Source organism: Staphylococcus sp. GDY8P198P, from assembly GCF_017891615.1.
Taxonomy (GTDB): Bacteria; Bacillota; Bacilli; order Staphylococcales; family Staphylococcaceae; genus Staphylococcus; species Staphylococcus cohnii.
Window position 1 is genome coordinate 356,099 of record NZ_JAESJQ010000001.1, and the last position, 21,324, is coordinate 377,422.

Here is a 21,324-nt window from a genome sequence, read left to right on the forward strand (position 1 = left end):
GCGAATGTTCTTCATTTTATTTAGACAACCGATTACACGTTCCCATTTGTCTGTGTATGGGTCTTTGTTCTTCTCATAGAACCGATATTGAGTTTGATTATACTTATTAGTGAATTTGCTCATGCCATATGTTATCTTTTCTTGTCGGATTCAGTATTATTTTCTCTATAGTGCTTTAAGTGGTCATAGTTTTTCATAGTAATACTGTAATTGTATGTATAGAAAAATTGTATTGATAATATAAGTATTATAAAGGCATAGATAAGGATAATCATAGGATCTTTGCCAGCAAGTGAAAGTATAAAGATTAAAAAACCATTTATAAGACTACCTAAAAAAATAAAAATTAAAATAATATATCTATAAAGGATTGTGATTTTTAAACGCGAGTATTGTTTTGTTTTAGGATAACGTTTTTCAATCATTTTTCTATAAAAATTAAATTTGAAATTTGAAAGCAACTTTTTATTGCTGACCCTAGAAAAAACTTTAAGTTCAGTTTTTCTTTTTTGTTTATTATGAGCATATAGGTGTTTTTGATATTCAGTCATGTCATAGGATATCAAAGAGGTCCTTAATTTTGATTGAAATCCTAAGAGGAAATAAATTATAAACCAAATAACGAAAATTCCTAAATTAACATATAAATAAAAATAAGGTTTTATTGAAAATTCATTAAAAAATGATACAGCTAATGCGTTTAATACAACAATCATAATAGTTGTTATTATGATGAGGGCAATTGGAAACATCGCAGGCTTGATATTTTTTATGATTTTTACGTCTACAGAAGAATCCATAGGTGAAAGCTTTTTAATAGTGACAATTAGAGTTGCTATAAATGAAAGCATAGAACCCCAGTTGATATAATTAATCAGCCCGCTTAAAGATTCAGAAAAGTGTTGAATTGCTTGTTCATCCATCTAAAAACCCCTTTGTTATATTATTCATCTTTTTCTAATCCTAAAATAACCATTAACACAGCTGAAATGAGCATGAATGGTACAAAAATAGATGTTATTAAAAAACTACCAATCATGATTAGATAAAACTCATCAATTTTATATTTGCCAAATTTCATCATATCACTCCTCATAAAGTTATATTACTTCTTGTTATAGTCATCTATCGTAACGCCATCTTTTTTAACTTTTTTCGTACTTGCTCGTATTAATAAAATTGCATTAGCCATAAAAAATACTGCTAATATTAATGAAGTGGTAAATCCACCAATATTTGTATAATTAAAAATAATGAGTGTTATCATTAAAATGATATTAATTGTATGGTGTATAGCCATTTTCTTATTCATTTTCTCCACTCCTCAAATATTAATCCTCTGCTTTTTAACATTTGGAATCAAAAATATGTAATTAACTATCTAGCATTATTGTATTTTGTCTCGAAATCCATTAATGCAATTGTATAATTCTTCCATCATGAATCCTTTTCGTAATATTCTAAAAGTACTTTTAATTCCAAAATACTATATGTAACTGTACAATCTGAAAATATCAAAGGATAAGAAAGTGTATGTCCTTCATACCAAAAGCCCATATCAACAATTAATCTATTCAAATTATGTCAACTCCTAGAATGATTTGGATGGATACAACATATATTTTATAAAAAGTATGTTAGCATGGAAATATTATTATAACAAAAAGGGGTATTTATATGTGGAATAATATGGAGATAGTTGTTTCATTTATTATATTTGTAGGTGCGCTCATATTTGCTGTTTATTCATTTTACATTAATTCTATTACAGCAGGTATTGGTGCTTTAATTGTGACTACAGTAAATATCTATTACATGGTTCAAGCATTGAGAGACAAAAGAAAAGAAAGAGAAGATAATTACTAAGTGTAGGTATTGTATTAAATAATTATACAGACATCTGGATAATTCAGCACATTATTAATAAATTAAATTAATATATAAGTTTATGTAAATATGAGTGAGGTATTTTTCTAAAAATATTAGTTCAACAGGAGTGAGAAATTTGAAAAATAATATGGATACGAGTTTTATAATTGCTAATTTTATGAATGTAATTTTAGTACTATTATTTGCTTTTGGAGCGTTTAATCACCTTAATAGTTTTATTACAGTGATTTTTGCAATAATAACTGTTTTAAATGCAGGCTTTTTACTTTATAAAAGTATCGAAATTTCAAAGAAAAATAACCATTAAAAGCCTTAACTAAAGTATTTTCTACACTATATAATCCACTAACAGAAATTTAAAAAACATAAATATTAATCTTAAGTATTTTAAAATGAATATTCATATAGCATTTTGGAGGAATTTTATGAATCATGAAAATAATAAGAAAAAATATCAGAAAATAGAAGTTATAGCAAACACATTAGGCATAGCAGCTTTGATATTAGTATTTGCCTCATTGATTCTAGCTTTGATCTTTGAATGGAAATTTCTAGACTATGTTGTTAACGGGTCTGGCGTACTTATTATACTAAGCTTAATCATAGGTGCGATACCGCACGTTATGGAAAAAAATATCAAGATAATCCTTTTTGATATTCTCTTTATCGTAATAATAGCGATTATATTTTATAATTTATAAGGGGTTATGCATGAAATTTATCACTAAAATTGTAAGATGAAATCAAGTAAGTGTTAAAATATACAAATTTAAGATTTACATTAGCGTCACGTAGTTTTATAATTAGTTTTGCATGCCCACGGGTGTGCAAAAATGAGGAGATGGGTTTTCTGTGTGCCCTTGGGCATGCAGAAGATTCATAACTCCCGTTATAAGGCCCCTTTTATTAGGGGTCTTTTTGTATTTAAAAATATTAATTACTATTTACGTAAATAAAGTAATTGTGGTATTGTATTTTCATGTTGGTTATCGTAATATTCATGTGTTTGAAAATATACAAATAAAAAGGAGTTTATGCATATGAGTTTTATAATAATGATCATTGTAGGTGGCCTAATCGGTTGGATTGCAGGCGCTATCGTAGGTAAAGATATCCCAGGAGGTATCATTGGTAATATTGTTGCAGGTCTAGTTGGTTCTGCGATTGGTAGTAGATTGCTAGGTACTTGGGGCCCAGTATGGGGCGGCGTACCAATTTTCCCAGCATTGATTGGCTCAATTGTACTAATATTTATCGTTTCTCTTATCATTAAGTTACTTAGAAAAAAATAATTAAGTTAAATCGACTTACAAAAAGTTAGAAAAAATTTTTATTATAACGGGTAGAAATTATGATCTTTTTTGTAAAAATATTACGATAATCAACAACCATCTCTCAATGATAATATAAAGGTGGTTTAGTATGATAAACATTATTTCAGCTATTGGTTCTATCGGAACTTTTATAATGGCGCTATTTTATTTTGTTTCAGTTTCAATACAACTGTACCAAATGAAAATAAGTTTTATTCCTGCGCTCGGATTTAATCAAATTTTACTTTCTTTAGACAAAGATAATCAATTACAAATGATTAATACAAGTTCTGATTCTGTTGAACATCAAGATTATTTAAAATTGTTTAATCTAGGTGGCGGGGCAGCAAAAGATATTGAGATTGAAATTATTCTTAATGAAGATAACGTAATTCAAAAGAAATATGTAAGTATATTACCAAGTAAAGAAGGTTATTTATTACCAATTAATAAAGACGTTTTTGATGAATTGCAAAGTACAATTCAAAATAATGGTTATGAATCTAATTTAAATATTAGAATTAATTATTACCATAACGTTAGTAGAAAAGTAAAAACAATTATGCTCAATGGTAAATTAGATAGATTTAATACGTATGATGAAAAAGAACTTTATGAATTACAATTTATTAATAAATAATACACTTTGTGCTTTGTGTATATATATAAACATTTTATGAAAAACACTCATTTGATAACTTAAAGGTTATGGTGAGTGTTTTTGTTATGTTTTATGACATAGATTTGCTGAAGATTTGCTTTAAATATACAATGAACCTGAGGTGAAGCGATATGATCAGACAAGCACGACAATCAGACTTACAATCGATTTTAACTATATATAATTATGCAATATTAAATACGACTGCAGTTTATACATATGAGCCAGTAACTATTGAAGAAAGAGAAACTTGGTTTCATAAAAAATTAGAGCAAAACGAACCCATTTTTGTATATTTAAAAGATGGCAAAGTTGTTGGATTTGCAACGTATGGCTCGTTTAGAAATTGGCCAGCGTATCAACACACTGTAGAACATTCGATTTATGTTGATCCAGAAACGAGAAATGAAGGTATAGCTTCACAACTGTTACTTAAATTAATTGAAGATATCAAAAACAGCAATTATAAGACGATTATTGCAGGTATTGACGCATCAAATACCGCTAGTATTAAATTACATGAAAAATATGGCTTTGAATTTTGTGGAAATATAAAAAGTGTCGGTTACAAATTTGGCAGATGGTTGGACTTAGCTTTTTATCAATTGATATTGAAATAATTATGTTTAAAGCCAAACGATGGTATTTTAAAATAAGTTAATAATTTATTATAGAAATAGAACCAAAACCATAGTTTCGAATGGAAAAATAAGTGGTTGTTAGTTTAATGTATAGAAAGGGTATGGATAAATAAATTATATTACCTTTTCATAAGAGATTTATATTTTTATGTAATGATACGCTTTGAAAATCTTATTAATATGACTTGGGGTGATTGTGATGGCTGTGTTTGCGTTGTTATTTCATTTAGTCTGTTTAATTATTGTTTTAATCGCAGGTTTTAAAGCATTAAAAGAGTTCAGAAAACCTATGAATCAACGTAATCAAAGAAAAATAGATTCCATCTTAGTACTTGTGTTAGTGGTGGCTTTGATTGCGATACTGTCTAGTGTTTTTACAGATATTTAATAAAATGTCGTTGCTCAAATGAGTGACGACATTTTAATTTTGGTTTGGAAAGGTAAAGCATCATTAATATGAAGTATAAAATAATATTTCATTTTGTAATTAATTCAATATTAATATAGAATGAATTAAAGAAGTTTTGTAAGTGAAATTTTTGGTTACCTAATATTAACCGTATTAATATTTTATTTAAGGAGATGTCGTTATGAAGTTTAGATTTAGTGTTTCATTGTTATTAGTATCGAGCTTGCTACTGTCACAAACTGCAATTGCAGCACAAGAAAATAAAAACACGCAAGATACGAAGAAAAATGATACACAAAACAAAGAAAATACGAGCAAAGCCATTGATTATGAAAAAGCTCAAAAAATGAGTCCACAGCAATTGAAAAATGCATTAACACCAGGAGATTTAAAGTTACATAATAAAGATGGTGAACGTCAAAATACTGAAATGAGAAGTTTTTCGGCAAATCGAGCGTATCAAGATGTAAATACATACATAGCAAATAATAATATAAAACCAGCTAAAATCGTACAAGATTCCAGAATGAATAACTTACCAAAGTATAATTATAAATCTGGTAAATATATTGGTGTAGTAATACATGAAACTGCAAATCCGAACAGTACAATCGATGGTGAAGTAAATTACATGTACAACAATTATAATAGTGCGTTTGTGCATGCGTATGCGGGTAGTGATAAAATTGTTCAAACTGCGCCAAGTCAATATTTAGCTTGGGGCGCAGGTGCTAATGCCAATCCATATTTTTATCAAATTGAATTAACAAGATCTAACACATTTGATGGGTTCGCCAGATCTGTTAATAACCAAGCATATTTAACTGCAAAAATGTTGAAAGCCAATGGGCTACAACCTTCGCTTGCTGACAATAATCAAGGAACAGGAACAATTATAAGTCACAATGCGGTAAGCCAATATTGGGGTGGTTCAGATCATTCAGATCCGGTTGGCTATTTCGGACAATGGGGTTATAACATGAACCAGTTTTACAGTTTAGTACAGAAACACTATAAATCTCTATCAGGTGGAGGTAGTGACGGAGCAATTACTGGCAGCACATATAAAGTATCAAAAGGTGATACGCTGTATAGCATTTCGAGAAGAAGTGGCGTTTCAATAGATAATATTAAGAAATGGAATAAATTAACGAGCAACACGCTTTCTGTAGGGCAAGTACTAAAGTTGAAAAATCCAAGCACACCAAGTGATTCCATTACTGGCGATTCGCACAAAGTGGTTGAAGGAGACACACTATATAATATTTCAAAACGAAGTAAAGTTAGTGTGGCAAACATAAAAAAATGGAACCATTTAAAGTCGGATAATATTAGTAAAGGACAAATCTTATATCTAGTTAAGACATATACGGTTAAAAAAGGTGATACATTATACAGCATCGCTAAAAATCAAGGTACCACTGTAGATAAAATTAAAAAAGATAACAAGTTGAGTTCTAATAGTTTAAAAGTTGGGCAAATTCTAAAAATAAAATAGAAGTGTTGCATAGAACGAGCATCGTCTAATTAGACGGCGCTCGTTTTTTTAATAAATCAAAAATTGTTTTTTATTAATATAATTGTGAACGTCATAATTTCGTGTTACTTTAATAATATAAAATTATGGGTGGGTATAGATAATGAAAAAGTTCAGTTTAATACTGTCATTATTATTTTTATCAGTGATTCTGACAGCATGCGGGAACAATGAAGAAAGCAACAATGACATTGAACAAAGCAGTGATACAAACAAACAGGATGAAGATAATAATCAACGTGAGGAACGTCAATCTACAGAACAAAGTGAAGTGAAAACGGATCAATCATTACATAAAGATTCATCGGCTGAAAATGACAAGGGTAAAGACCCAACGTCTAAAAACGATAATGCTTCAAAAATGAAAAATAATGATAATAGTAAAAGTTATTTAAATGGTTTAAGTGCTTCAAAAATCGAATACGCACGTATTTGGCATCAACTAGGTATGGTTAAAGATGTCAAAAATATTTATGTCAAAAAATATCCAAAAGGAACGCCCGTTAATAAAAATGCGGAAAAGAGTGCAATGTATCCTGAGGATGTCGTTAAATTAGAAGCGCCAATGAAAGTGGGTGGTTCAATCACTTATAGTAGTAATGGGGATGGAACTATTAATGTTTATGAAAAAATACCTTATAGATGGGAATCAAGCGCATCTTCGAACCCTGAGGATATTTATCAAGTCACTAAAAATGCAGTTGAACAAGATATAGAAACGGTTGAAATTAATGCAACAGACAACGCACAAATTAAAAGGTTGGCCCAAAGTATACAATTGGTTAATGATTGATTAGTTGAGTCTTAAAATAACAACAATTTTGAAATATTTTAATCATGACTTATATGGGATTAACAATTCTAAATATTTTATGATTATATATAGTGTGATACATTATATGTAATCGAAATTAGTGAATTGTTAATGTGTTATATAGAAAGTTCGTAAAAGTTGAGGTGATACAGATGTTAACTAAAGGTATTAAATATCCATATGTTAAATTTTTATTTGATGTGATTGGTATTTTATGTGTAATAAGTGTATTAGTGCTTGTGTTTGTTAACGGTTTTATCAATAATCAATCTGGGAACTTTAGCATAGGATTCGATGTATCTGGTACACATATGGTAATTATGACTACCTTGGTATTAATGACTATTATTTGTGCGACAACATCTACAATTTTAAGAAAAGTGAAATAATGTTATTAAGATTTGATTAGACGATACTGAAACGAATATTTATGTGAAATAGTAATAGACCAGAAATTAAAAGCTAATTTCTGGTCTATTTTTATTTCTTTATAGATGCACATTTTCTTTAGCATAATGAAATTTTTGGTTTTTTTCAGTAATAAATAATTGGAGAAATGTAAGTATACCAATTTTACCAATTAACATTGTTAGCACAATAACTATTTTCGTAGGGTTATCATAAAATGTCGTGAAGTTCATCGATAGTCCAACAGTGCCGAAAGCAGAAATTACTTCGAATAATACTTTAGTATAAGATATTGCTGAATTTAAATAGCTTACTATAAATGAGACGATTATAACAAATGCTCCGGCAGAAAATGTAATGACCACAGCAGTTTTTAGTGTATGGTCATTTATAGATTTTTTGAAAATAGAAGGGTGCTGTTCGTTTCTTAATGTACTTTTTATAAATAATAACGTTAAGACTAAAGTTGTTACTTTAATACCACCTGCAGCGCTGATAGGAGCACCACCAATAAACATTAATAGCATTAATAATACTGAAGTGGGTGGTGTGATTAGACCGATATCGACGCTGTTAAAACCAGCAGTTCGCGTAGTAACAGACTGAAAGAATGAAGCGCCAAGTTTTTCTAAAAATGATAAATGTGTCATAGAATTGTTATATTCTAAAAAGTAAAATACAATCCAACCAATGAATATCAGTATGACCGATGTCGTTAATACAATTTTTGAGTGTACGGTTAATTTAGTTAACTTCCTAGTTGTAGCGATATCTAAAAAGACAAGCGGTCCAATGCCACCCATGATTATAAGGATTGGGACGATAATAGTTATTATAGGGTCATTAACAGTGCCCATCATATTGTCATTAAATAATGAAAAACCAGCATTGTTAAAAGCAGAAATTGAAGTGAACACACTTAAAAATATTCCTTTACCAATGCCATATTTTGGAATAAATGATAGTGCGATACATATTGCCCCAATGAATTCTGTAAAGATACTATAAACGACAAATTGTAGAATCAATTTGATGACGCCACCAGGTGTCTCAATGTTCCATGTTGTCATAATCAAATAGCGGTTTCTTAAACTGATTTTTCGATGCATTAGAATAAGTGTTAAAAGTGTTACAGTGACTATTCCTAATCCACCAATTTGAATAAGTAATAAAATAATCGTATCGCCTAACCAATTAAATTGGCTAGATATATCTATAGTGGCTAGGCCAGTAACTGTGAAGGCACTGGCAGAAATAAAAAATGCGTCTATAAAGTTTAAAGGTTTTACACCTGTGACCGGTAAATATAACAATAAGGTTCCAACGATTGTGGTTAATGAAAACAACATTAAATACATATATAACGGCTTGTTTAATAGTCTCATTTTTAAAGTCCTTCGTATTTTAATAATCAGTATTTTATACTCATTATTAAAAAAATCAAGTCCATTGATACAAGTAAACTGAAAAAAATAAAATTTTATGTTTGTGAATGAATCCCTTTAGTGACAGCTTCTGCGAAATCATAAATTGAATCTCGGTATTTATTCGTATTTTCTCTCGTTTTTCTGTTTAAGTTGTCCTTTTTGAAAAATGATTTTCTAATAGATGTAGATATTTCCAGTTGAACACCTGAACCTGAGTCGTTTTCATTAATGAAATTTTTAGAAGAACGGCCATTAATATTATTTGGACTTTTTTCTACATTAAATCCTTCTTTTTCTAATTCTTTTTTTATGGATTGCGCCATTTTTTTATCTTGACCACCAATATAAACGGTATCTTTATCGCCTTGAAATCCGTGTATAGAAATAGATTCTTGTGAACGATTAGTCATTTCGTTCAATTTAGGATCGTCAAAATTGGTAGATGTAATATGCAATTGTTTGTTATTTGATTTTAATAATCCTTCAAAACTATATAAATTAAAGTCGCCTTTTTTAGAAATGATTTTAGCTAATTCTGAGGTGCCTGGTTCTATACCACCACCATGAATGGCAGTGATGAGTATATCTTTATTGTTTGTTTTTTTAATATTTCTTTGCCAATCACGCTGTTTCACTGTGTCTGATTTTAATTGAGCGAAATTTTGATATTTATCCTGATTTGATGACTGGTTATTGTTCCATATATATGTAAAATATAGACTAATCAGTATTATGCCAACAATAACAAGCATAATTAAATAATATACGTAAGTACTTAGAATATTTTTCATAATTAGCTCCTGAACAAAAATATTTACTAACTAGTAAAGTATAACAAATTTATTAATACTATATAGATTATATGTTATTTACAATTATGTTAATAGCAGTGTAATGAAATTTACATTTTGGGGTATGAAATATAGAGCAAGTAGATAGAAAATGAAATGTATATTTGTCGAGTTTTTATGATACACATGTTAATAATTTCTGGTTTTCTTTATCATGTAAGGTTAAGTCTTTTTCTGTTCAGTTAATAATCGCTGAATCTCTTAAGACAATATAATTATATGTTCTTATTATTAGATGATTATAAAATGTTTAACTTTAAAAGAAAGGTTGTGGGCATTTTGGATATAGTAACTAAAATGCAAGTAAATGTATCTAGTGATCAAGTATTTGAAGCTTTTGTCAATCCAGAATATATCGGAGGATTTTGGTTTTCTTCTAGTTCTAAACGTTGGGAAGAAGGTAAAACGATTACTTTACGATACGAAGAGTATAATGCTGAAATCGATATTTTAATAGAAAGTATTGTTGAAAATGAATCAATTCATTTCAAGTGGGGCAATAATCATGTGACTATTGAATTGGATGGTGATGATAACCATACAATTGTAACTACTACAGAAAAAGATATTGAAGAAAACGATGTAGAACGTCTATTAGGTCAAAAAGAAGGCTGGGTATATATGCTTAGTTGTCTGAAATCATATTTAGAATATGGCAATAAAATAAGAGGTGCATTAATGTAACTGTCCAATAAGGATTGAAAGTGTGGCCAATGTTTAACATTGAACGCTCTTTCAATCTTTTTTAATACACATTGCAAATATCAAAACAAAACTTTTGCACAATATAGTTTAATGTGTTTAAATGTAACTATAAAAGTTTCAATTAAAAATAAAAGGTGATTTCTATGAATTTAGAATTCAATATAGCAGTTCATTTACTGACTTTTTTGCTAAAGCACTATGATGAGCGTTTTAGCAGCAATGAATTAGCAGAACGTATTTGTATTAACCCGGTTCAATTACGCAGGGTAACACGTAAGTTAAACCAACATCATTATTTAGAAACTTCAAGAGGTAAATTTGGAGGATATCAAGCTAATGATATGACAGCAAATGTTAATTTGTCTGAGTTATTTGTGATGTTTAAAGAAGACCGTTCGGAAGGGCGCTTATTTACTGGTGATGCAGGCAGTGACTGTGAAGTTTCAAGAGAAATAGGCAACACGATGTTTAAATTTCATCAAAAAGAAGAAGAGTTATTAATTCATTATTATCAAAATGTAACGATTAAAGATGTCTTAAATGAAACGATTAAGGAGGACAATTATGAAAAAATATGATTTATTAATTATTGGATTTGGTAAAGGTGGTAAAACTTTAGCGAAATTTGCGTCTGGCCAAGGAAAAAGTGTAGCTATAGTTGAAAAATCTCAAAAAATGTATGGTGGTACTTGCATTAATATAGGTTGTATTCCTTCAAAAACACTTGTACATGAAGGTTTAGCGCACGGGTCATTTGAACAAGCTTTTTCTAGAAAATACGATGTAGTAAATGCGCTAAACAATAAGAATTATCATAATTTAGCAGATGATGATAATATCAGCGTATTAGATTATACTGCAGCATTTAAGTCTAATAATGAAGTAGAATTATTAGATGAAAGTGGTGAGGTGCAAGAAACAATTACTGCCGAAGATATAGTGATTAATACAGGCGCACAACCAATTATTCCATCTATTGAAGGTATAGAAACATCACAACATTTATATGATTCTACTGGCATTATGGAATTGGCAACGCAACCTAAGCGTTTAGTTATTGTGGGTGGAGGTTATATTGCTCTAGAATTTGCTTCTATGTTTGCGAACTTTGATACACAAGTAACAGTTTTAGAGAAACATGATGATATTATGCCTAAAGAAGATAAAGATGTTGTGGCAGAAGTTAAAAAAGATCTTGAAAATAAAGGTGTTAATCTGGTATTCAATGCTGATACAGAGCGTTTTGAAGATAATGCATCTGGTACGACAGTACACACAACGAAAGGTAGCTATGAAGCGGACGCGGTATTGCTAGCCACTGGTCGTAAACCTAATACAGACTTAGGTTTAGAAAATACGGATGTTGAAATTGGCGAACGTGGAGAAATCAAAGTAAACCAAAACTTACAAACGAATGTGCCAAATATTTATGCATTAGGTGATGTTAAAGGTGGCATGCAATTCACGTATATTTCATTGGATGACTTCAGAATTGTAAAAGATCAATTATTTGGTAATAGCGAACGTACTACTGAAAATCGCGGTGCTGTGCCATACACTGTATTTATTGATCCGCCATTATCACGTGTAGGTTTAACAGCAGAAGAAGCCAAAGCGCAAGGTTATCAAATTTTAGAAAATGCAGTACCTGTAAACACAATTCCGCGTCATAAAATAAACAATGATACAAGAGGTTTGTTTAAAGCAGTAGTTAATAAAGAAACAAATGAAATATTAGGAGTTACTTTATACGGCTTACAATCTGAGGAAATTATTAACTTAGTAAAATTAGCAATTGACCAACACTTATCATATGAAGTATTAAAAGAAAATATTTATACACATCCTACAATGGTTGAATCATTTAATGACTTATTTAATATGTAAAGCAAATAGTTTTAACACTTATTAAAAAATGTCGAATCAAAAAGAGCAGGGTTAAGAAATCTGGTTTAATTGGATTTCTACCCTGCTCTTTTTTATATTATATGTTATATGATTGATCTAATAATCTGACCTATAAATCCGAAAATACCAATGATTAAACAAACAACGCCAAAGCTTACTAAACTTTGTTTTTTGCCGACACCTTCACTTTTTGGTGTGCGGTTATTTATGATGAGCAACACAATACCAACGATAATGAGTAATATTGAAACAATCCACATTTTGCGTCCCTCCTTACATTTATCGATAAAATAATAACACTTTTACTATATATTTACCCTGTTAACTACTAAAATTAACGCATCCTTATTCTTTACACATAATATGTGATGTGACATCAAAAAACTATTTAAATATATTATAAATGATTATGTAATGTACGGGTATAGAAAGCTATGAAATAGATTGATAAACATAAATTTGAGGATGTAATATGAGGAGAATTGATCATACTTATGTATTGGATACAAATAAACTAGGAGACTTTATGAAAATGTTTCACTCAAATGGTTGGATTGGGCATAATAAGGATAAGATTAAAGCAGTTATGAATGCTGAACACATATAGTGATAGCAAAATATAATGGTAGTGTCGTAGAATCGGTTCGATATTTATCAGGCGGTGCTTTTAACGCGTCAATTTATGACAGTGTTCGTAGAATGATTATACAATTAGGTCGGTGTCGTGTGTACATTTAATTTCAACACATGGTGTAGAAAGGCTATATCAAAAATTAGGCTTTCAAAATTAAAAAGAAGTATGGCTATTTATACGAATCAAAAATTAAAAGATGAGTATACTGATTAATGTCTATCAGTTATACTCACCTTTTTGGTCGAGAATCTAGATTATAAAATATTGTGGCTCACATCCTCATGTGAATAGTTTTTCAATAAAGAACAACCTAGTGGATGATGACCATTGTCAACGTAATGGTTGATTTCTTCAAGTACATCTAAAATTTCATATTCTGGAGTATTTACATCAAACGTATATTTGAATACTTGTTTCTTGTCAGATAATACAGTAGCAACGAGTTCATTTTTTTGCATTTTGTAATTTAACAATTTCATAATAATCCCTCACTTTTATCATTATTTTGGTCTAGCTAACGGAAGTACTCAATTGAGAATAAGTTTCATTAACGACGCTATTACATTATAATTATTATAATGTAATCCTTATTATACATTAAAATACATAAAAAGTAGAGCGTTTTGGCCTAAAAATTAATTTAAAACGCTTTCTTTATAAGAATTAATATAATGTATTATAAAATGAAGCATCTGAACTTGAAGTTCTAAGTGTAATTTGATATGATCTCAATAATTGAATAAACCTTTCTAGGGTTCCACAACGATGGTTTTGGTTCGGTCCGAGAGAAAGGCACATATTTATATGTGACACGGAAGGATAAAAGCCTGGGAGATAGTATAGATAACTATCTCCCAGGCTTTTTTTAATTTTAAAGGAGGATTTTGATATGAATTGGTTGAAAATTGTTATTGCAGCCATCTTTGAAGTGGGCTGGGTGATTGGTTTAACTCATGCTTCATCAGTATTTGAATGGATTTTGACAGTTATTGCTATGTTTTTAAGTTTTTATCTTCTTATTGAAGCATCAAAAGTATTGCCAGTGGGTACCTCTTATGCAGTTTTTGTAGGACTTGGTACAACCGGCGTTACGTTATTTGATTTTATTTTCTTTGGTCAACCATTTAATCCAGGGAAAATAGTATTAATCATAACATTGTTGCTAGGTGTAATTAGTCTGAAATTAGTAACAACAAATGAAGGAGGGCGTTCATAATGGCTTGGATTTTATTGATTTGTGCAGGTGTATTTGAAATGCTTGGTATCACATTTTTGAATGCTTATGTACATAGTCGCAAATATAAATCGCTCGGTTGGATGTTAACATTCTTTGCAATTAGTTTTTTAACATTATCTATTGCTATGCAACAGTTGTCGATGAGTACTGCATATGCTGTATGGACCGGTATTGGTGCTGTTGGAGGAGCAGTTTTAGGTATGGTTTTTTATAAAGAATCAACGGATATTAAACGGATTATTTGTATTCTTGTTATATTGGGTAGCACGATTGGTTTGAAATTATTAAGCTAAAAACGAATTGATTTGAATCACAACAATTCATTTTCTGTTCCAAGCTTTTCAAATATTGACCAATGATCCAAATTTAAATTTAGTTCATCTATTATTTTCACTTTATAACAAACGGATGGTAAAAGATTTATTTCGTGTGTTGCGATACCGTGCGCATCTTGATAACATAATTAAGGTGGAGGAGCAGAAAATGGAAGGATTAGCCGCATTTATAACAATTACATTAATGATTATTATCGTTCCAGGACCTGATTTTTTCGTCGTGATGAAAAATTCGATCACTTCTGGTAAAGGTAATGGCGCAATGGCAGCATTGGGCATAACGACAGGCCATGTTGTTTACTCTCTACTAGCGGTATTTGGTATTATTTTTATTTTGGCTAATATGTATTATGTGTTTTTAGTGATTAAAATACTGGGCGCTTGCTATCTTATATATTTAGGTATCAAAAGTATTATTAGCGCACGTCAAAGTATGAATTTTTCAACCACACAAATGAAAGCACAACAAATAAGTTATTTAAGCTCATATAGACAAGGTTTCTTTAGTACCATTTTAAATCCAAAAGCATTACTCTATTACATAAGTATCTTGCCGCAATTTTTAAGTGCGGGCGATGGTGTTACAACACAAATAGCTGTGTTATCTGCGATTGTAACAACGGTTATTTTATTATGGTTTATTTTCTGTGTATATATTTTTCAATACATTAAATTACTTTTTGCAAACAGAAAGATTAAAGCTATTTTTGACTATACGGTAGGAGCAGTATTAATTGGTCTGTCGCTTAATTTATTATTTAGCAAAAGTAGTTAATCTAGATTTAACTAAAAACAGCTTGAGGAAGTCAAAACTTCCCAAGCTGTTTTTTAGCATATTTTCATGGCTATCTAATATTCAAAAACAAACGATTTATCTTAGGGGTTAAAATAAGCATTTTCAGAAATTAATACTTTGATGTCACGATAAACATTTTTAATCGTATACCAAATCGTGAGTATAATTAAAATCACTGCAAAAATAATCGTTATAACCATAATTGTTTGATGTTGTTGATTGATTAGCATACCACCTAAACTTGCAATGATAATAATAAATATTGGCCCTAAATATGTGATGATATGATAGAATATCGATTTAGCAGCATGTGTTGATGCTGGTTTGTCAGCAAAAATCCAAATGATGATGGGTAATATGATTGGTGCGAAAAATATACTAAAATAACTTACAGAAGCTAAGACACGTCCGGCTTGTGTATCTGATTTTAAAGGTTGTTCATTCATTTTGATCACCTCACATTTAAAGTAACAAAAATAAATCTTGTTTTATAGAAGTTATACCTCATCTAACAAAAATGTTACCTTATTTAAAAATGCAAAGGAGTACAAACATATGAAGTTATACTTAATTCGCCATGGTGAATCAAAATCAAATTATGATAAAAAAGAAGGAAATCATTATTTTTGTGGTCAATTAGACGTTCCATTAACTGAAAAAGGCGCTCGAGACGCACAATTATTACAACACCATTTTAATAAATTAAAAATTGATCATATCTATATGTCTGATTTAACAAGAACGAGACAGACTTATAATGCAATTTTTGATAAAGATATTCCGGCAAGTGTGACGACATTATTGAGAGAACGTTCTTTAGGTAAGTTTGAGGGCGGAAAAGTGAGTGAAATTGAACAAGATACTCAATTTGCAACATATTTTAACGGCGGTCCAAACAGTTCGTTTAGACACAGTTTTACTCAAAAAGCACCAGCAGGGGAAAGTTATGAAGATGTGTTACAACGTGTAGAATCATTCTTTAAACAAGAACTAGATACATCTTTAGATACGGTTGTAATCATTGCTCACCAAGTTGTAATTAGGTGTTGTTTCGTTTATTTAGGTTATGAAAATAAAATATCTGTGATAGATAAGAAAATAGAAAATTGTGTACCTTATGAAATTGAGCTATAGTATCAATAAAATCATGTATTAAAAAAACCTGAACTGTTTATCTACTCAGTTCAGGTTAATATTTTTTTGCTGCTGTTAAGCTATCGTGAAATCCTTGGAATACAGTGTTGATATTGTCTAAGAAACTACCAACAATAACTGCGAGTATGACGTAAGTAATACTTAAAGCAATAGATTTATATGAAATTACGCCATAAGTTTCTTTTTTCTCAAAGAGATTAAAAGCTATGAAGACAGCAGCCATAGCACCTAGTAAAATCGTAATTACCATAGTGCGACCTCCTTAAAAAAGTTTTCGGCTGTGCTCCTACGTTTACTATGTTCAATCTTATAACATAGGATAACAAATACTTCTCTGAGAAAAAAAGGCATATTATATTAAAAAACCTTACAATCGTGTAAGGTTTTTTACAAACATAAGTCAATATGAATCATATAATCTTAAGTAAGCGCTTAAAAGGCTTTATATTGCTGGAAATAGGTGATGTCATCATTTTGTAATGCATCATGTTTATTTTGATATCAATTTAAAGTGGATTTGATGATTATTCAAAAAATGTTCACAAATTCAAGTAGTTCCATAAAACTGTATTTTACTTATCTATTGCATCACTTTTAATACCCTTATCTTTAAGGAATTTTTTGATTTTTTCTTGTTTTTTACCATTTACGTTACCTGCATTTTCTGCGGGTACGTCTACTACGTTTAGCTTATTTTGAGGTTGATAGTTTACTTCTTCAATTTGTTTATCAGCATCTTTAATAGTGGTATTTAACGCTGTGAAATAGTTTATGATTCGATCAACATCGTCTTTATAACCTTTAGGTAGATGATTGTCTTTGACAAATTTTTTGAAACGTACGTCATTTTTAACCGCATTGTGTGATAAATTAGATAATCTTTTTGCTTGTGCATCAGTAATTTTAGTATCTGTACCGGTTTGTTTATCTAATTTATATTGTAATAAATATTTATTGTCGAGGATATCTGAATTAACATCCAGATATTTTTTAATCGCTTTGTTCATTTCCGCCTCGCTTATATTTTCTCCCTTTTTGTTAGTATCAAAGATATCATTTTCTGTAACTTTTTTTACATTTGAAGGGGCGTGTCTCTCACTGTGTTGCTTATCACCATTTGAATCGCCATTAGCACATGCTGTGAGTATCATAGTTAGCATGAGTACTAATGTTATAAGTATACTTTTTTTCATAAAACGTATTGCTCCTTTAATAATAGTCCGATTTATATATTAATTTATGTGCTTTTGAAATTATAACCTAAGACTATCATTTCAAGCTATTGATTGATATAGATGTCGTAAAGTTAAACGCACAATCTTTTGAACAAAATTTGAAAATTCGAGTCTATACGTTTCATACCAGTGAAAAAAGTCTCTACTATCACATAGAAGCTAAAACAACAAAAATAAAAAGGAGAACCAATTTGGTCCTCCTTTATAATCTATTTGAATAGGGAAGTGATTAGTGTCGAATAATATAATCAAATGCATTTAGTGCAGCATTTGCACCTGCGCCCATTGAAATAATGATTTGTTTATTACGATCGTCTGTGACATCACCTGCAGCAAATACTCCAGGGATGCTTGTAGCATTTTTACGATCAATGATTATTTCATTTGCTTGGTTTAATTCAACGTAATTTTCTAACCATTCTGTATTTGGAAGTAGTCCGATTTGTACGAATATGCCTTCCAATTCTATCGTGTGATCTTCACCAGTTGCTTTGTCTTGATATTTAAGACCAGTAACTGAAGTTTCACCTAATACTTCGGTTGTTTGTGCGTTTTTAATAATTGTAACGTTTGGTAAAGAGCTTAAACGTTCTTGTAATACGTTGTCTGCTCTAAGCGTAGCGTTACGCTCAAGTAGGGTAACATGTTCTACAATACCTGCTAAATCTATTGCAGCTTCAACACCTGAGTTGCCGCCACCAACAACAGCAACGTTTTTATTTTCAAATAGAGGTCCGTCACAGTGCGGGCAGAATGCCACCCCTTTATTAATAAGGGCTTCTTCACCAGGTACTTCTAACTTACGCCAGCGTGCACCTGTAGCAATAATAACAGTTTTACTTTGTAATTTAGCATCATTATCTAAAGTGATAACAATACCATTGTCTGTTTTTTCAATATCACTTGCTCTGACACCTGTCATGATATCCACATTATATTGTTTTACATGATCTTCAAGTGCAGATGAGAATTTAGGACCGTCTGTTTCTTTGACAGTAATAAAGTTTTCGATTGTTGCAGTATCATTGACTTGACCACCAATGCGATCAGCAACAATACCAGTGCGCAATCCTTTACGTGCAGTATAGATAGCGGCACTACCACTCGCAGGGCCACCGCCAACGATTAACACGTCATAAGGATCTTTATCGTTGAATTCTGAAGGGTCTGCTTTACTACCTAGTTCAGATAATATATCTTGTACTGTCATGCGTCCATTGCCAAATTCTTCACCATCTAAATAGATAGCTGGCACTGCCATGATATCTTCAGATTCTTCTCTGAAAATAGCACCATCAATCATTGTATGAGTAATATTTGGGTTTAATAAACTCATTAAGTTCAATGCTTGAACGACGTCAGGGCATTTTTGACAAGTTAAACTAATATAAGTTTCAAAATTGAGTGGGCGATCTAAAGCTTTAATTTGATCTATTACAGATTGTTCTTCTTTAGGTGCGCGACCACTTACTTGTAATAAAGCTAATACAAGTGAATTAAATTCATGACCCATAGGTAAACCAGCGAATGTAATACCTGTATCTTCGTCAGGTTTATCCACTGTAAAACTTGGGGTGCGTTTTAAGTCTTTCTCTTCAATTGTGATATGGGATGATGCTGCAGCAACTTCATCTAGCAACTCTTTTAGTTCTTTTGATTTTTCATCTGTACCAAGACTTGCGCTTAGTACAACATCACCTTCCATTAATTGAAGTAATTGTTGTAATTGTGATTTTAGCTGATCATTAAGCATTCAAATCAATGCCTCCTTAGATTTTACCTACTAAGTCAAGACCAGGTTGTAATGTTTCTGAACCTTCTTCCCATTTTGCTGGGCAAACTTCACCTGGATGTTGACGTACATATTGCGCTGCTTTAATTTTGTGTACTAATGTACTTGCATCACGGCCAATACCGTCTGCATTAACTTCAGCTGCTTGAACTACACCATCAGGGTCAACGATAAATGTACCACGTTGAGCTAGGCCAAGTTCTTCATCTAATACGTCAAAATTACGAGTGATTGTTTGTGAAGGGTCACCAATCATTGTATATTGAATTTTGTTAATCGCTTCAGAATGATCATGCCAAGCTTTGTGCACGAAGTGTGTATCAGTTGAAACTGAATATACGTTTACACCTAATTCTTGTAATTTATCATATTGATTTTGTAAATCTTCTAATTCAGTAGGGCATACGAATGAGAAGTCTGCTGGGTAGAAGCAAACGACACTCCAAGAACCTTTTAAGTTTTCATCAGAAACTTCGAAAAACTCATCTTTCTTTGGATCGTAAGCATTAGCTGTAAATGGTAAAATTTCCTTGTTGATTAAAGACATGTGAAACATCCTCCTATTTAATAACTTAGTGTTAGTTTAAGTATTATTGAATTAGATTATCATAATTTCTTAATTATAATAATTCTAATCTTTCGATTACTATTATTGCATGTAGCTATCGTTTCGTCAACATTAGAACCTTCAAAGCACAATAGTTTTAAATCGTGCTCGTTATTTGCATTGGAAGACAATAAAGTTGATTCAACTACATTCAAAAATGAAAGCATATACATTATTTGTATTTTCTTTCACACTAAATAAATAGCCTTCCTATTCTCAACTAAACATAAGAATTGAGAAGGAAGGCTATGAAAGTTTGATGTGATGGGCTTATAAAAATTGTCACAAATTTGTGAATGCAATTACTGCTTTCGGAATTTGTAATGATAAGCGAATATTACATCATTCTTAATGATAATTCATAGATTTATTGTTCAACACTATCATCGCATTTTTACATTTATTCAACGGTTTCATGCTAAAAATAGATAACTGTATTTATTGAATGATTGAATTGCATAGAGTAATTATTTTAATTTTTGGAAGCATTGGTTTTTATAATCAAACAAACGACTGTACCATCCACCAAATAATAAACGCTACAGGGAAGAATAACCACCAATAGTTAGATAAAAACTCCCAACCATTCATAGGTCGATCTTTCTGATTAGAAACAGGTTGTTGATAGGTTTCAATAATCGTCTTTTTAAATGCTTTATCTCCTTTAATGAGTTCATCTAAAGATACGTCGAATAAATCGCTCATTTTAATAAGCATATCAATACTAGGATAGACTTTGTTTAGTTCCCATTTTGAAATGCTTTGGCGTGAAATATTTAATATTTCTGCAAGTTCGTCTTGTGACCAATTTTTGAGTTCACGTTGTTCTTTGATTCGTGTTCCAATTTCCATAGTTATCACTCCTTTTATTTGAAATTAACTGTATAAACATGTAATGTCACGCACTTAATCGTTTCTTAGTGTGCAACTAGTAGTTGCGATTGCATATTTGGAGGTGTTTTGGAATGA

At 30.6% G+C, this 21,324-nt stretch carries 32 protein-coding genes, 1 pseudogene and 1 riboswitch; of the genes and pseudogenes, 18 read left to right on the forward strand and 15 right to left on the reverse strand.

All coding sequences use genetic code 11. The annotated features are described in order from the left end of the window. Positions 1 to 15: 15 nt before the first annotated feature. The 5 genes and pseudogenes from KA824_RS12995 to KA824_RS01485 all read right to left on the reverse strand — a co-directional run. A pseudogene (locus tag KA824_RS12995) lies at positions 16 to 123 on the reverse strand (hypothetical protein); the annotation flags it as partial. An 8-nt stretch (positions 124 to 131) separates the two neighbouring features. Then, positions 132 to 923: a hypothetical protein gene (locus tag KA824_RS01470; protein ID WP_107524090.1), complete on the reverse strand. Its 792-nt coding sequence runs from the start codon at positions 921 to 923 to the stop codon at positions 132 to 134. Positions 924 to 943: 20 nt separating this feature from the next. After that, positions 944 to 1,081, reverse strand: coding sequence for a hypothetical protein (locus KA824_RS01475; protein WP_181187407.1), 138 nt, complete (start codon positions 1,079 to 1,081; stop codon positions 944 to 946). Positions 1,082 to 1,105: 24 nt separating this feature from the next. After that, positions 1,106 to 1,312: a hypothetical protein gene (locus KA824_RS01480; protein WP_107383836.1), complete on the reverse strand. Its 207-nt coding sequence runs from the start codon at positions 1,310 to 1,312 to the stop codon at positions 1,106 to 1,108. A gap of 125 nt (positions 1,313 to 1,437) precedes the next feature. Beyond that, positions 1,438 to 1,578 (reverse strand): hypothetical protein, encoded by a 141-nt coding sequence (locus KA824_RS01485; protein WP_154409604.1) that lies wholly within the window; start codon positions 1,576 to 1,578, stop codon positions 1,438 to 1,440. Between the two features lie 99 nt (positions 1,579 to 1,677). On the opposite strand from KA824_RS01485, the gene KA824_RS01490 reads away from it, so the two are divergent. The 10 genes from KA824_RS01490 (at position 1,678) to KA824_RS01535 (ending at position 7,654) form a co-directional block, all read left to right on the forward strand. Beyond that, positions 1,678 to 1,866, forward strand: a complete 189-nt coding sequence (locus KA824_RS01490; RefSeq protein WP_107383837.1) for a hypothetical protein — start codon at positions 1,678 to 1,680, stop codon at positions 1,864 to 1,866. Between the two features lie 130 nt (positions 1,867 to 1,996). Then, positions 1,997 to 2,197: a hypothetical protein gene (locus KA824_RS01495; protein WP_233431507.1), complete on the forward strand. Its 201-nt coding sequence runs from the start codon at positions 1,997 to 1,999 to the stop codon at positions 2,195 to 2,197. A gap of 118 nt (positions 2,198 to 2,315) precedes the next feature. Further along, a complete protein-coding gene (locus tag KA824_RS01500; RefSeq protein WP_107383839.1) occupies positions 2,316 to 2,591 on the forward strand; it encodes a hypothetical protein in 276 nt (91 codons plus the stop codon). A gap of 339 nt (positions 2,592 to 2,930) precedes the next feature. After that, a complete protein-coding gene (locus KA824_RS01505) occupies positions 2,931 to 3,182 on the forward strand; it encodes a GlsB/YeaQ/YmgE family stress response membrane protein (RefSeq protein WP_107383840.1) in 252 nt (83 codons plus the stop codon). Between the two features lie 130 nt (positions 3,183 to 3,312). Beyond that, complete coding sequence (locus tag KA824_RS01510) at positions 3,313 to 3,843, forward strand: hypothetical protein (RefSeq protein WP_107383841.1); 531 nt, start codon at positions 3,313 to 3,315, stop codon at positions 3,841 to 3,843. Positions 3,844 to 3,995: 152 nt separating this feature from the next. Continuing rightward, the gene (locus KA824_RS01515; protein ID WP_107383842.1) at positions 3,996 to 4,484 is read left to right on the forward strand and encodes a GNAT family N-acetyltransferase; all 489 of its coding nucleotides are present in this window, start codon (positions 3,996 to 3,998) and stop codon (positions 4,482 to 4,484) included. A 220-nt stretch (positions 4,485 to 4,704) separates the two neighbouring features. Beyond that, positions 4,705 to 4,893: a hypothetical protein gene (locus tag KA824_RS01520; protein WP_046207074.1), complete on the forward strand. Its 189-nt coding sequence runs from the start codon at positions 4,705 to 4,707 to the stop codon at positions 4,891 to 4,893. A 202-nt stretch (positions 4,894 to 5,095) separates the two neighbouring features. Then, positions 5,096 to 6,412, forward strand: a complete 1,317-nt coding sequence (locus tag KA824_RS01525; RefSeq protein ID WP_107383843.1) for a peptidoglycan recognition protein family protein — start codon at positions 5,096 to 5,098, stop codon at positions 6,410 to 6,412. A 142-nt stretch (positions 6,413 to 6,554) separates the two neighbouring features. Next, complete coding sequence (locus KA824_RS01530; RefSeq protein ID WP_107383844.1) at positions 6,555 to 7,244, forward strand: hypothetical protein; 690 nt, start codon at positions 6,555 to 6,557, stop codon at positions 7,242 to 7,244. Between the two features lie 173 nt (positions 7,245 to 7,417). Next, positions 7,418 to 7,654 (forward strand): hypothetical protein, encoded by a 237-nt coding sequence (locus KA824_RS01535; RefSeq protein ID WP_107383845.1) that lies wholly within the window; start codon positions 7,418 to 7,420, stop codon positions 7,652 to 7,654. Positions 7,655 to 7,753: 99 nt separating this feature from the next. Here KA824_RS01535 and KA824_RS01540 read toward each other — a convergent pair whose 3' ends face one another. Together KA824_RS01540 and KA824_RS01545 are read right to left on the reverse strand one after the other, a co-directional pair. Beyond that, complete coding sequence (locus tag KA824_RS01540) at positions 7,754 to 9,058, reverse strand: TrkH family potassium uptake protein (RefSeq protein WP_119517705.1); 1,305 nt, start codon at positions 9,056 to 9,058, stop codon at positions 7,754 to 7,756. A 95-nt stretch (positions 9,059 to 9,153) separates the two neighbouring features. Then, positions 9,154 to 9,891: a poly-gamma-glutamate hydrolase family protein gene (locus KA824_RS01545; RefSeq protein WP_107383847.1), complete on the reverse strand. Its 738-nt coding sequence runs from the start codon at positions 9,889 to 9,891 to the stop codon at positions 9,154 to 9,156. A 339-nt stretch (positions 9,892 to 10,230) separates the two neighbouring features. On the opposite strand from KA824_RS01545, the gene KA824_RS01550 reads away from it, so the two are divergent. From KA824_RS01550 to merA, 3 genes are all read left to right on the forward strand, one after another. Continuing rightward, positions 10,231 to 10,635, forward strand: a complete 405-nt coding sequence (locus tag KA824_RS01550; protein WP_107383881.1) for an SRPBCC domain-containing protein — start codon at positions 10,231 to 10,233, stop codon at positions 10,633 to 10,635. 164 nt (positions 10,636 to 10,799) lie between these two features. After that, positions 10,800 to 11,234 (forward strand): redox-sensitive transcriptional regulator HypR, encoded by a 435-nt coding sequence (gene hypR / locus KA824_RS01555; protein ID WP_107383848.1) that lies wholly within the window; start codon positions 10,800 to 10,802, stop codon positions 11,232 to 11,234. Continuing rightward, positions 11,221 to 12,543, forward strand: a complete 1,323-nt coding sequence (gene merA, locus KA824_RS01560; RefSeq protein ID WP_107383849.1) for a hypothiocyanous acid reductase MerA — start codon at positions 11,221 to 11,223, stop codon at positions 12,541 to 12,543. The genes hypR and merA overlap by 14 nt, the downstream gene beginning before the upstream one ends. Before the next feature lie 104 nt (positions 12,544 to 12,647). Here merA and KA824_RS01565 read toward each other — a convergent pair whose 3' ends face one another. Beyond that, on the reverse strand, positions 12,648 to 12,824 hold the full coding sequence (locus KA824_RS01565) for a hypothetical protein (RefSeq protein WP_181187406.1): 177 nt from the start codon (positions 12,822 to 12,824) through the stop codon (positions 12,648 to 12,650). A gap of 212 nt (positions 12,825 to 13,036) precedes the next feature. Between KA824_RS01565 and KA824_RS12945 the strand changes: the two genes are divergently transcribed. Further along, positions 13,037 to 13,171 carry a hypothetical protein gene (locus KA824_RS12945; protein WP_258230505.1) on the forward strand — a complete coding sequence of 45 codons (135 nt, stop codon included), beginning with the start codon at positions 13,037 to 13,039 and terminating at the stop codon, positions 13,169 to 13,171. Between the two features lie 281 nt (positions 13,172 to 13,452). Here the strand turns inward: KA824_RS12945 and KA824_RS01570 are convergent, their stop codons facing one another. After that, positions 13,453 to 13,677 (reverse strand): hypothetical protein, encoded by a 225-nt coding sequence (locus tag KA824_RS01570; RefSeq protein ID WP_107383850.1) that lies wholly within the window; start codon positions 13,675 to 13,677, stop codon positions 13,453 to 13,455. A 259-nt stretch (positions 13,678 to 13,936) separates the two neighbouring features. After that, positions 13,937 to 14,034: riboswitch (guanidine-I (ykkC/yxkD leader) on the forward strand. 53 nt (positions 14,035 to 14,087) lie between these two features. Between KA824_RS01570 and KA824_RS01575 the strand changes: the two genes are divergently transcribed. From KA824_RS01575 to KA824_RS01585, 3 genes are all read left to right on the forward strand, one after another. After that, positions 14,088 to 14,414, forward strand: coding sequence for a DMT family transporter (locus KA824_RS01575; RefSeq protein ID WP_107383851.1), 327 nt, complete (start codon positions 14,088 to 14,090; stop codon positions 14,412 to 14,414). Next, positions 14,414 to 14,728 carry a DMT family transporter gene (locus tag KA824_RS01580; protein WP_107383852.1) on the forward strand — a complete coding sequence of 105 codons (315 nt, stop codon included), beginning with the start codon at positions 14,414 to 14,416 and terminating at the stop codon, positions 14,726 to 14,728. The genes KA824_RS01575 and KA824_RS01580 overlap by 1 nt, the downstream gene beginning before the upstream one ends. Before the next feature lie 190 nt (positions 14,729 to 14,918). Next, the gene (locus tag KA824_RS01585; protein ID WP_019469885.1) at positions 14,919 to 15,545 is read left to right on the forward strand and encodes a LysE family translocator; all 627 of its coding nucleotides are present in this window, start codon (positions 14,919 to 14,921) and stop codon (positions 15,543 to 15,545) included. A 101-nt stretch (positions 15,546 to 15,646) separates the two neighbouring features. Here the strand turns inward: KA824_RS01585 and KA824_RS01590 are convergent, their stop codons facing one another. Further along, entirely contained in the window at positions 15,647 to 16,012 is a 366-nt protein-coding gene (locus KA824_RS01590) for a DUF4870 domain-containing protein (RefSeq protein ID WP_107383853.1), read from the reverse strand. A 109-nt stretch (positions 16,013 to 16,121) separates the two neighbouring features. Here KA824_RS01590 and KA824_RS01595 point away from each other — a divergent pair, with 109 nt between their 5' ends. Beyond that, positions 16,122 to 16,700 (forward strand): histidine phosphatase family protein, encoded by a 579-nt coding sequence (locus KA824_RS01595; RefSeq protein ID WP_107383854.1) that lies wholly within the window; start codon positions 16,122 to 16,124, stop codon positions 16,698 to 16,700. A gap of 55 nt (positions 16,701 to 16,755) precedes the next feature. On the opposite strand, the gene KA824_RS01600 is transcribed toward KA824_RS01595, so the two are convergent. The 5 genes from KA824_RS01600 to KA824_RS01620 all read right to left on the reverse strand — a co-directional run bounded on the left by KA824_RS01600 (position 16,756) and on the right by KA824_RS01620 (position 21,207). Further along, positions 16,756 to 16,971: a hypothetical protein gene (locus KA824_RS01600; RefSeq protein WP_107383855.1), complete on the reverse strand. Its 216-nt coding sequence runs from the start codon at positions 16,969 to 16,971 to the stop codon at positions 16,756 to 16,758. Positions 16,972 to 17,293: 322 nt separating this feature from the next. Further along, the gene (locus tag KA824_RS01605; protein ID WP_107383856.1) at positions 17,294 to 17,914 is read right to left on the reverse strand and encodes an NDxxF motif lipoprotein; all 621 of its coding nucleotides are present in this window, start codon (positions 17,912 to 17,914) and stop codon (positions 17,294 to 17,296) included. Between the two features lie 271 nt (positions 17,915 to 18,185). Next, entirely contained in the window at positions 18,186 to 19,709 is a 1,524-nt protein-coding gene (ahpF, locus tag KA824_RS01610) for an alkyl hydroperoxide reductase subunit F (RefSeq protein ID WP_107383857.1), read from the reverse strand. Positions 19,710 to 19,725: 16 nt separating this feature from the next. Continuing rightward, the gene (ahpC, locus tag KA824_RS01615) at positions 19,726 to 20,295 is read right to left on the reverse strand and encodes an alkyl hydroperoxide reductase subunit C (protein ID WP_107383858.1); all 570 of its coding nucleotides are present in this window, start codon (positions 20,293 to 20,295) and stop codon (positions 19,726 to 19,728) included. Between the two features lie 561 nt (positions 20,296 to 20,856). Then, on the reverse strand, positions 20,857 to 21,207 hold the full coding sequence (locus KA824_RS01620) for a helix-turn-helix domain-containing protein (RefSeq protein WP_107383859.1): 351 nt from the start codon (positions 21,205 to 21,207) through the stop codon (positions 20,857 to 20,859). Between the last annotated feature and the right edge of the window lie 117 nt (positions 21,208 to 21,324).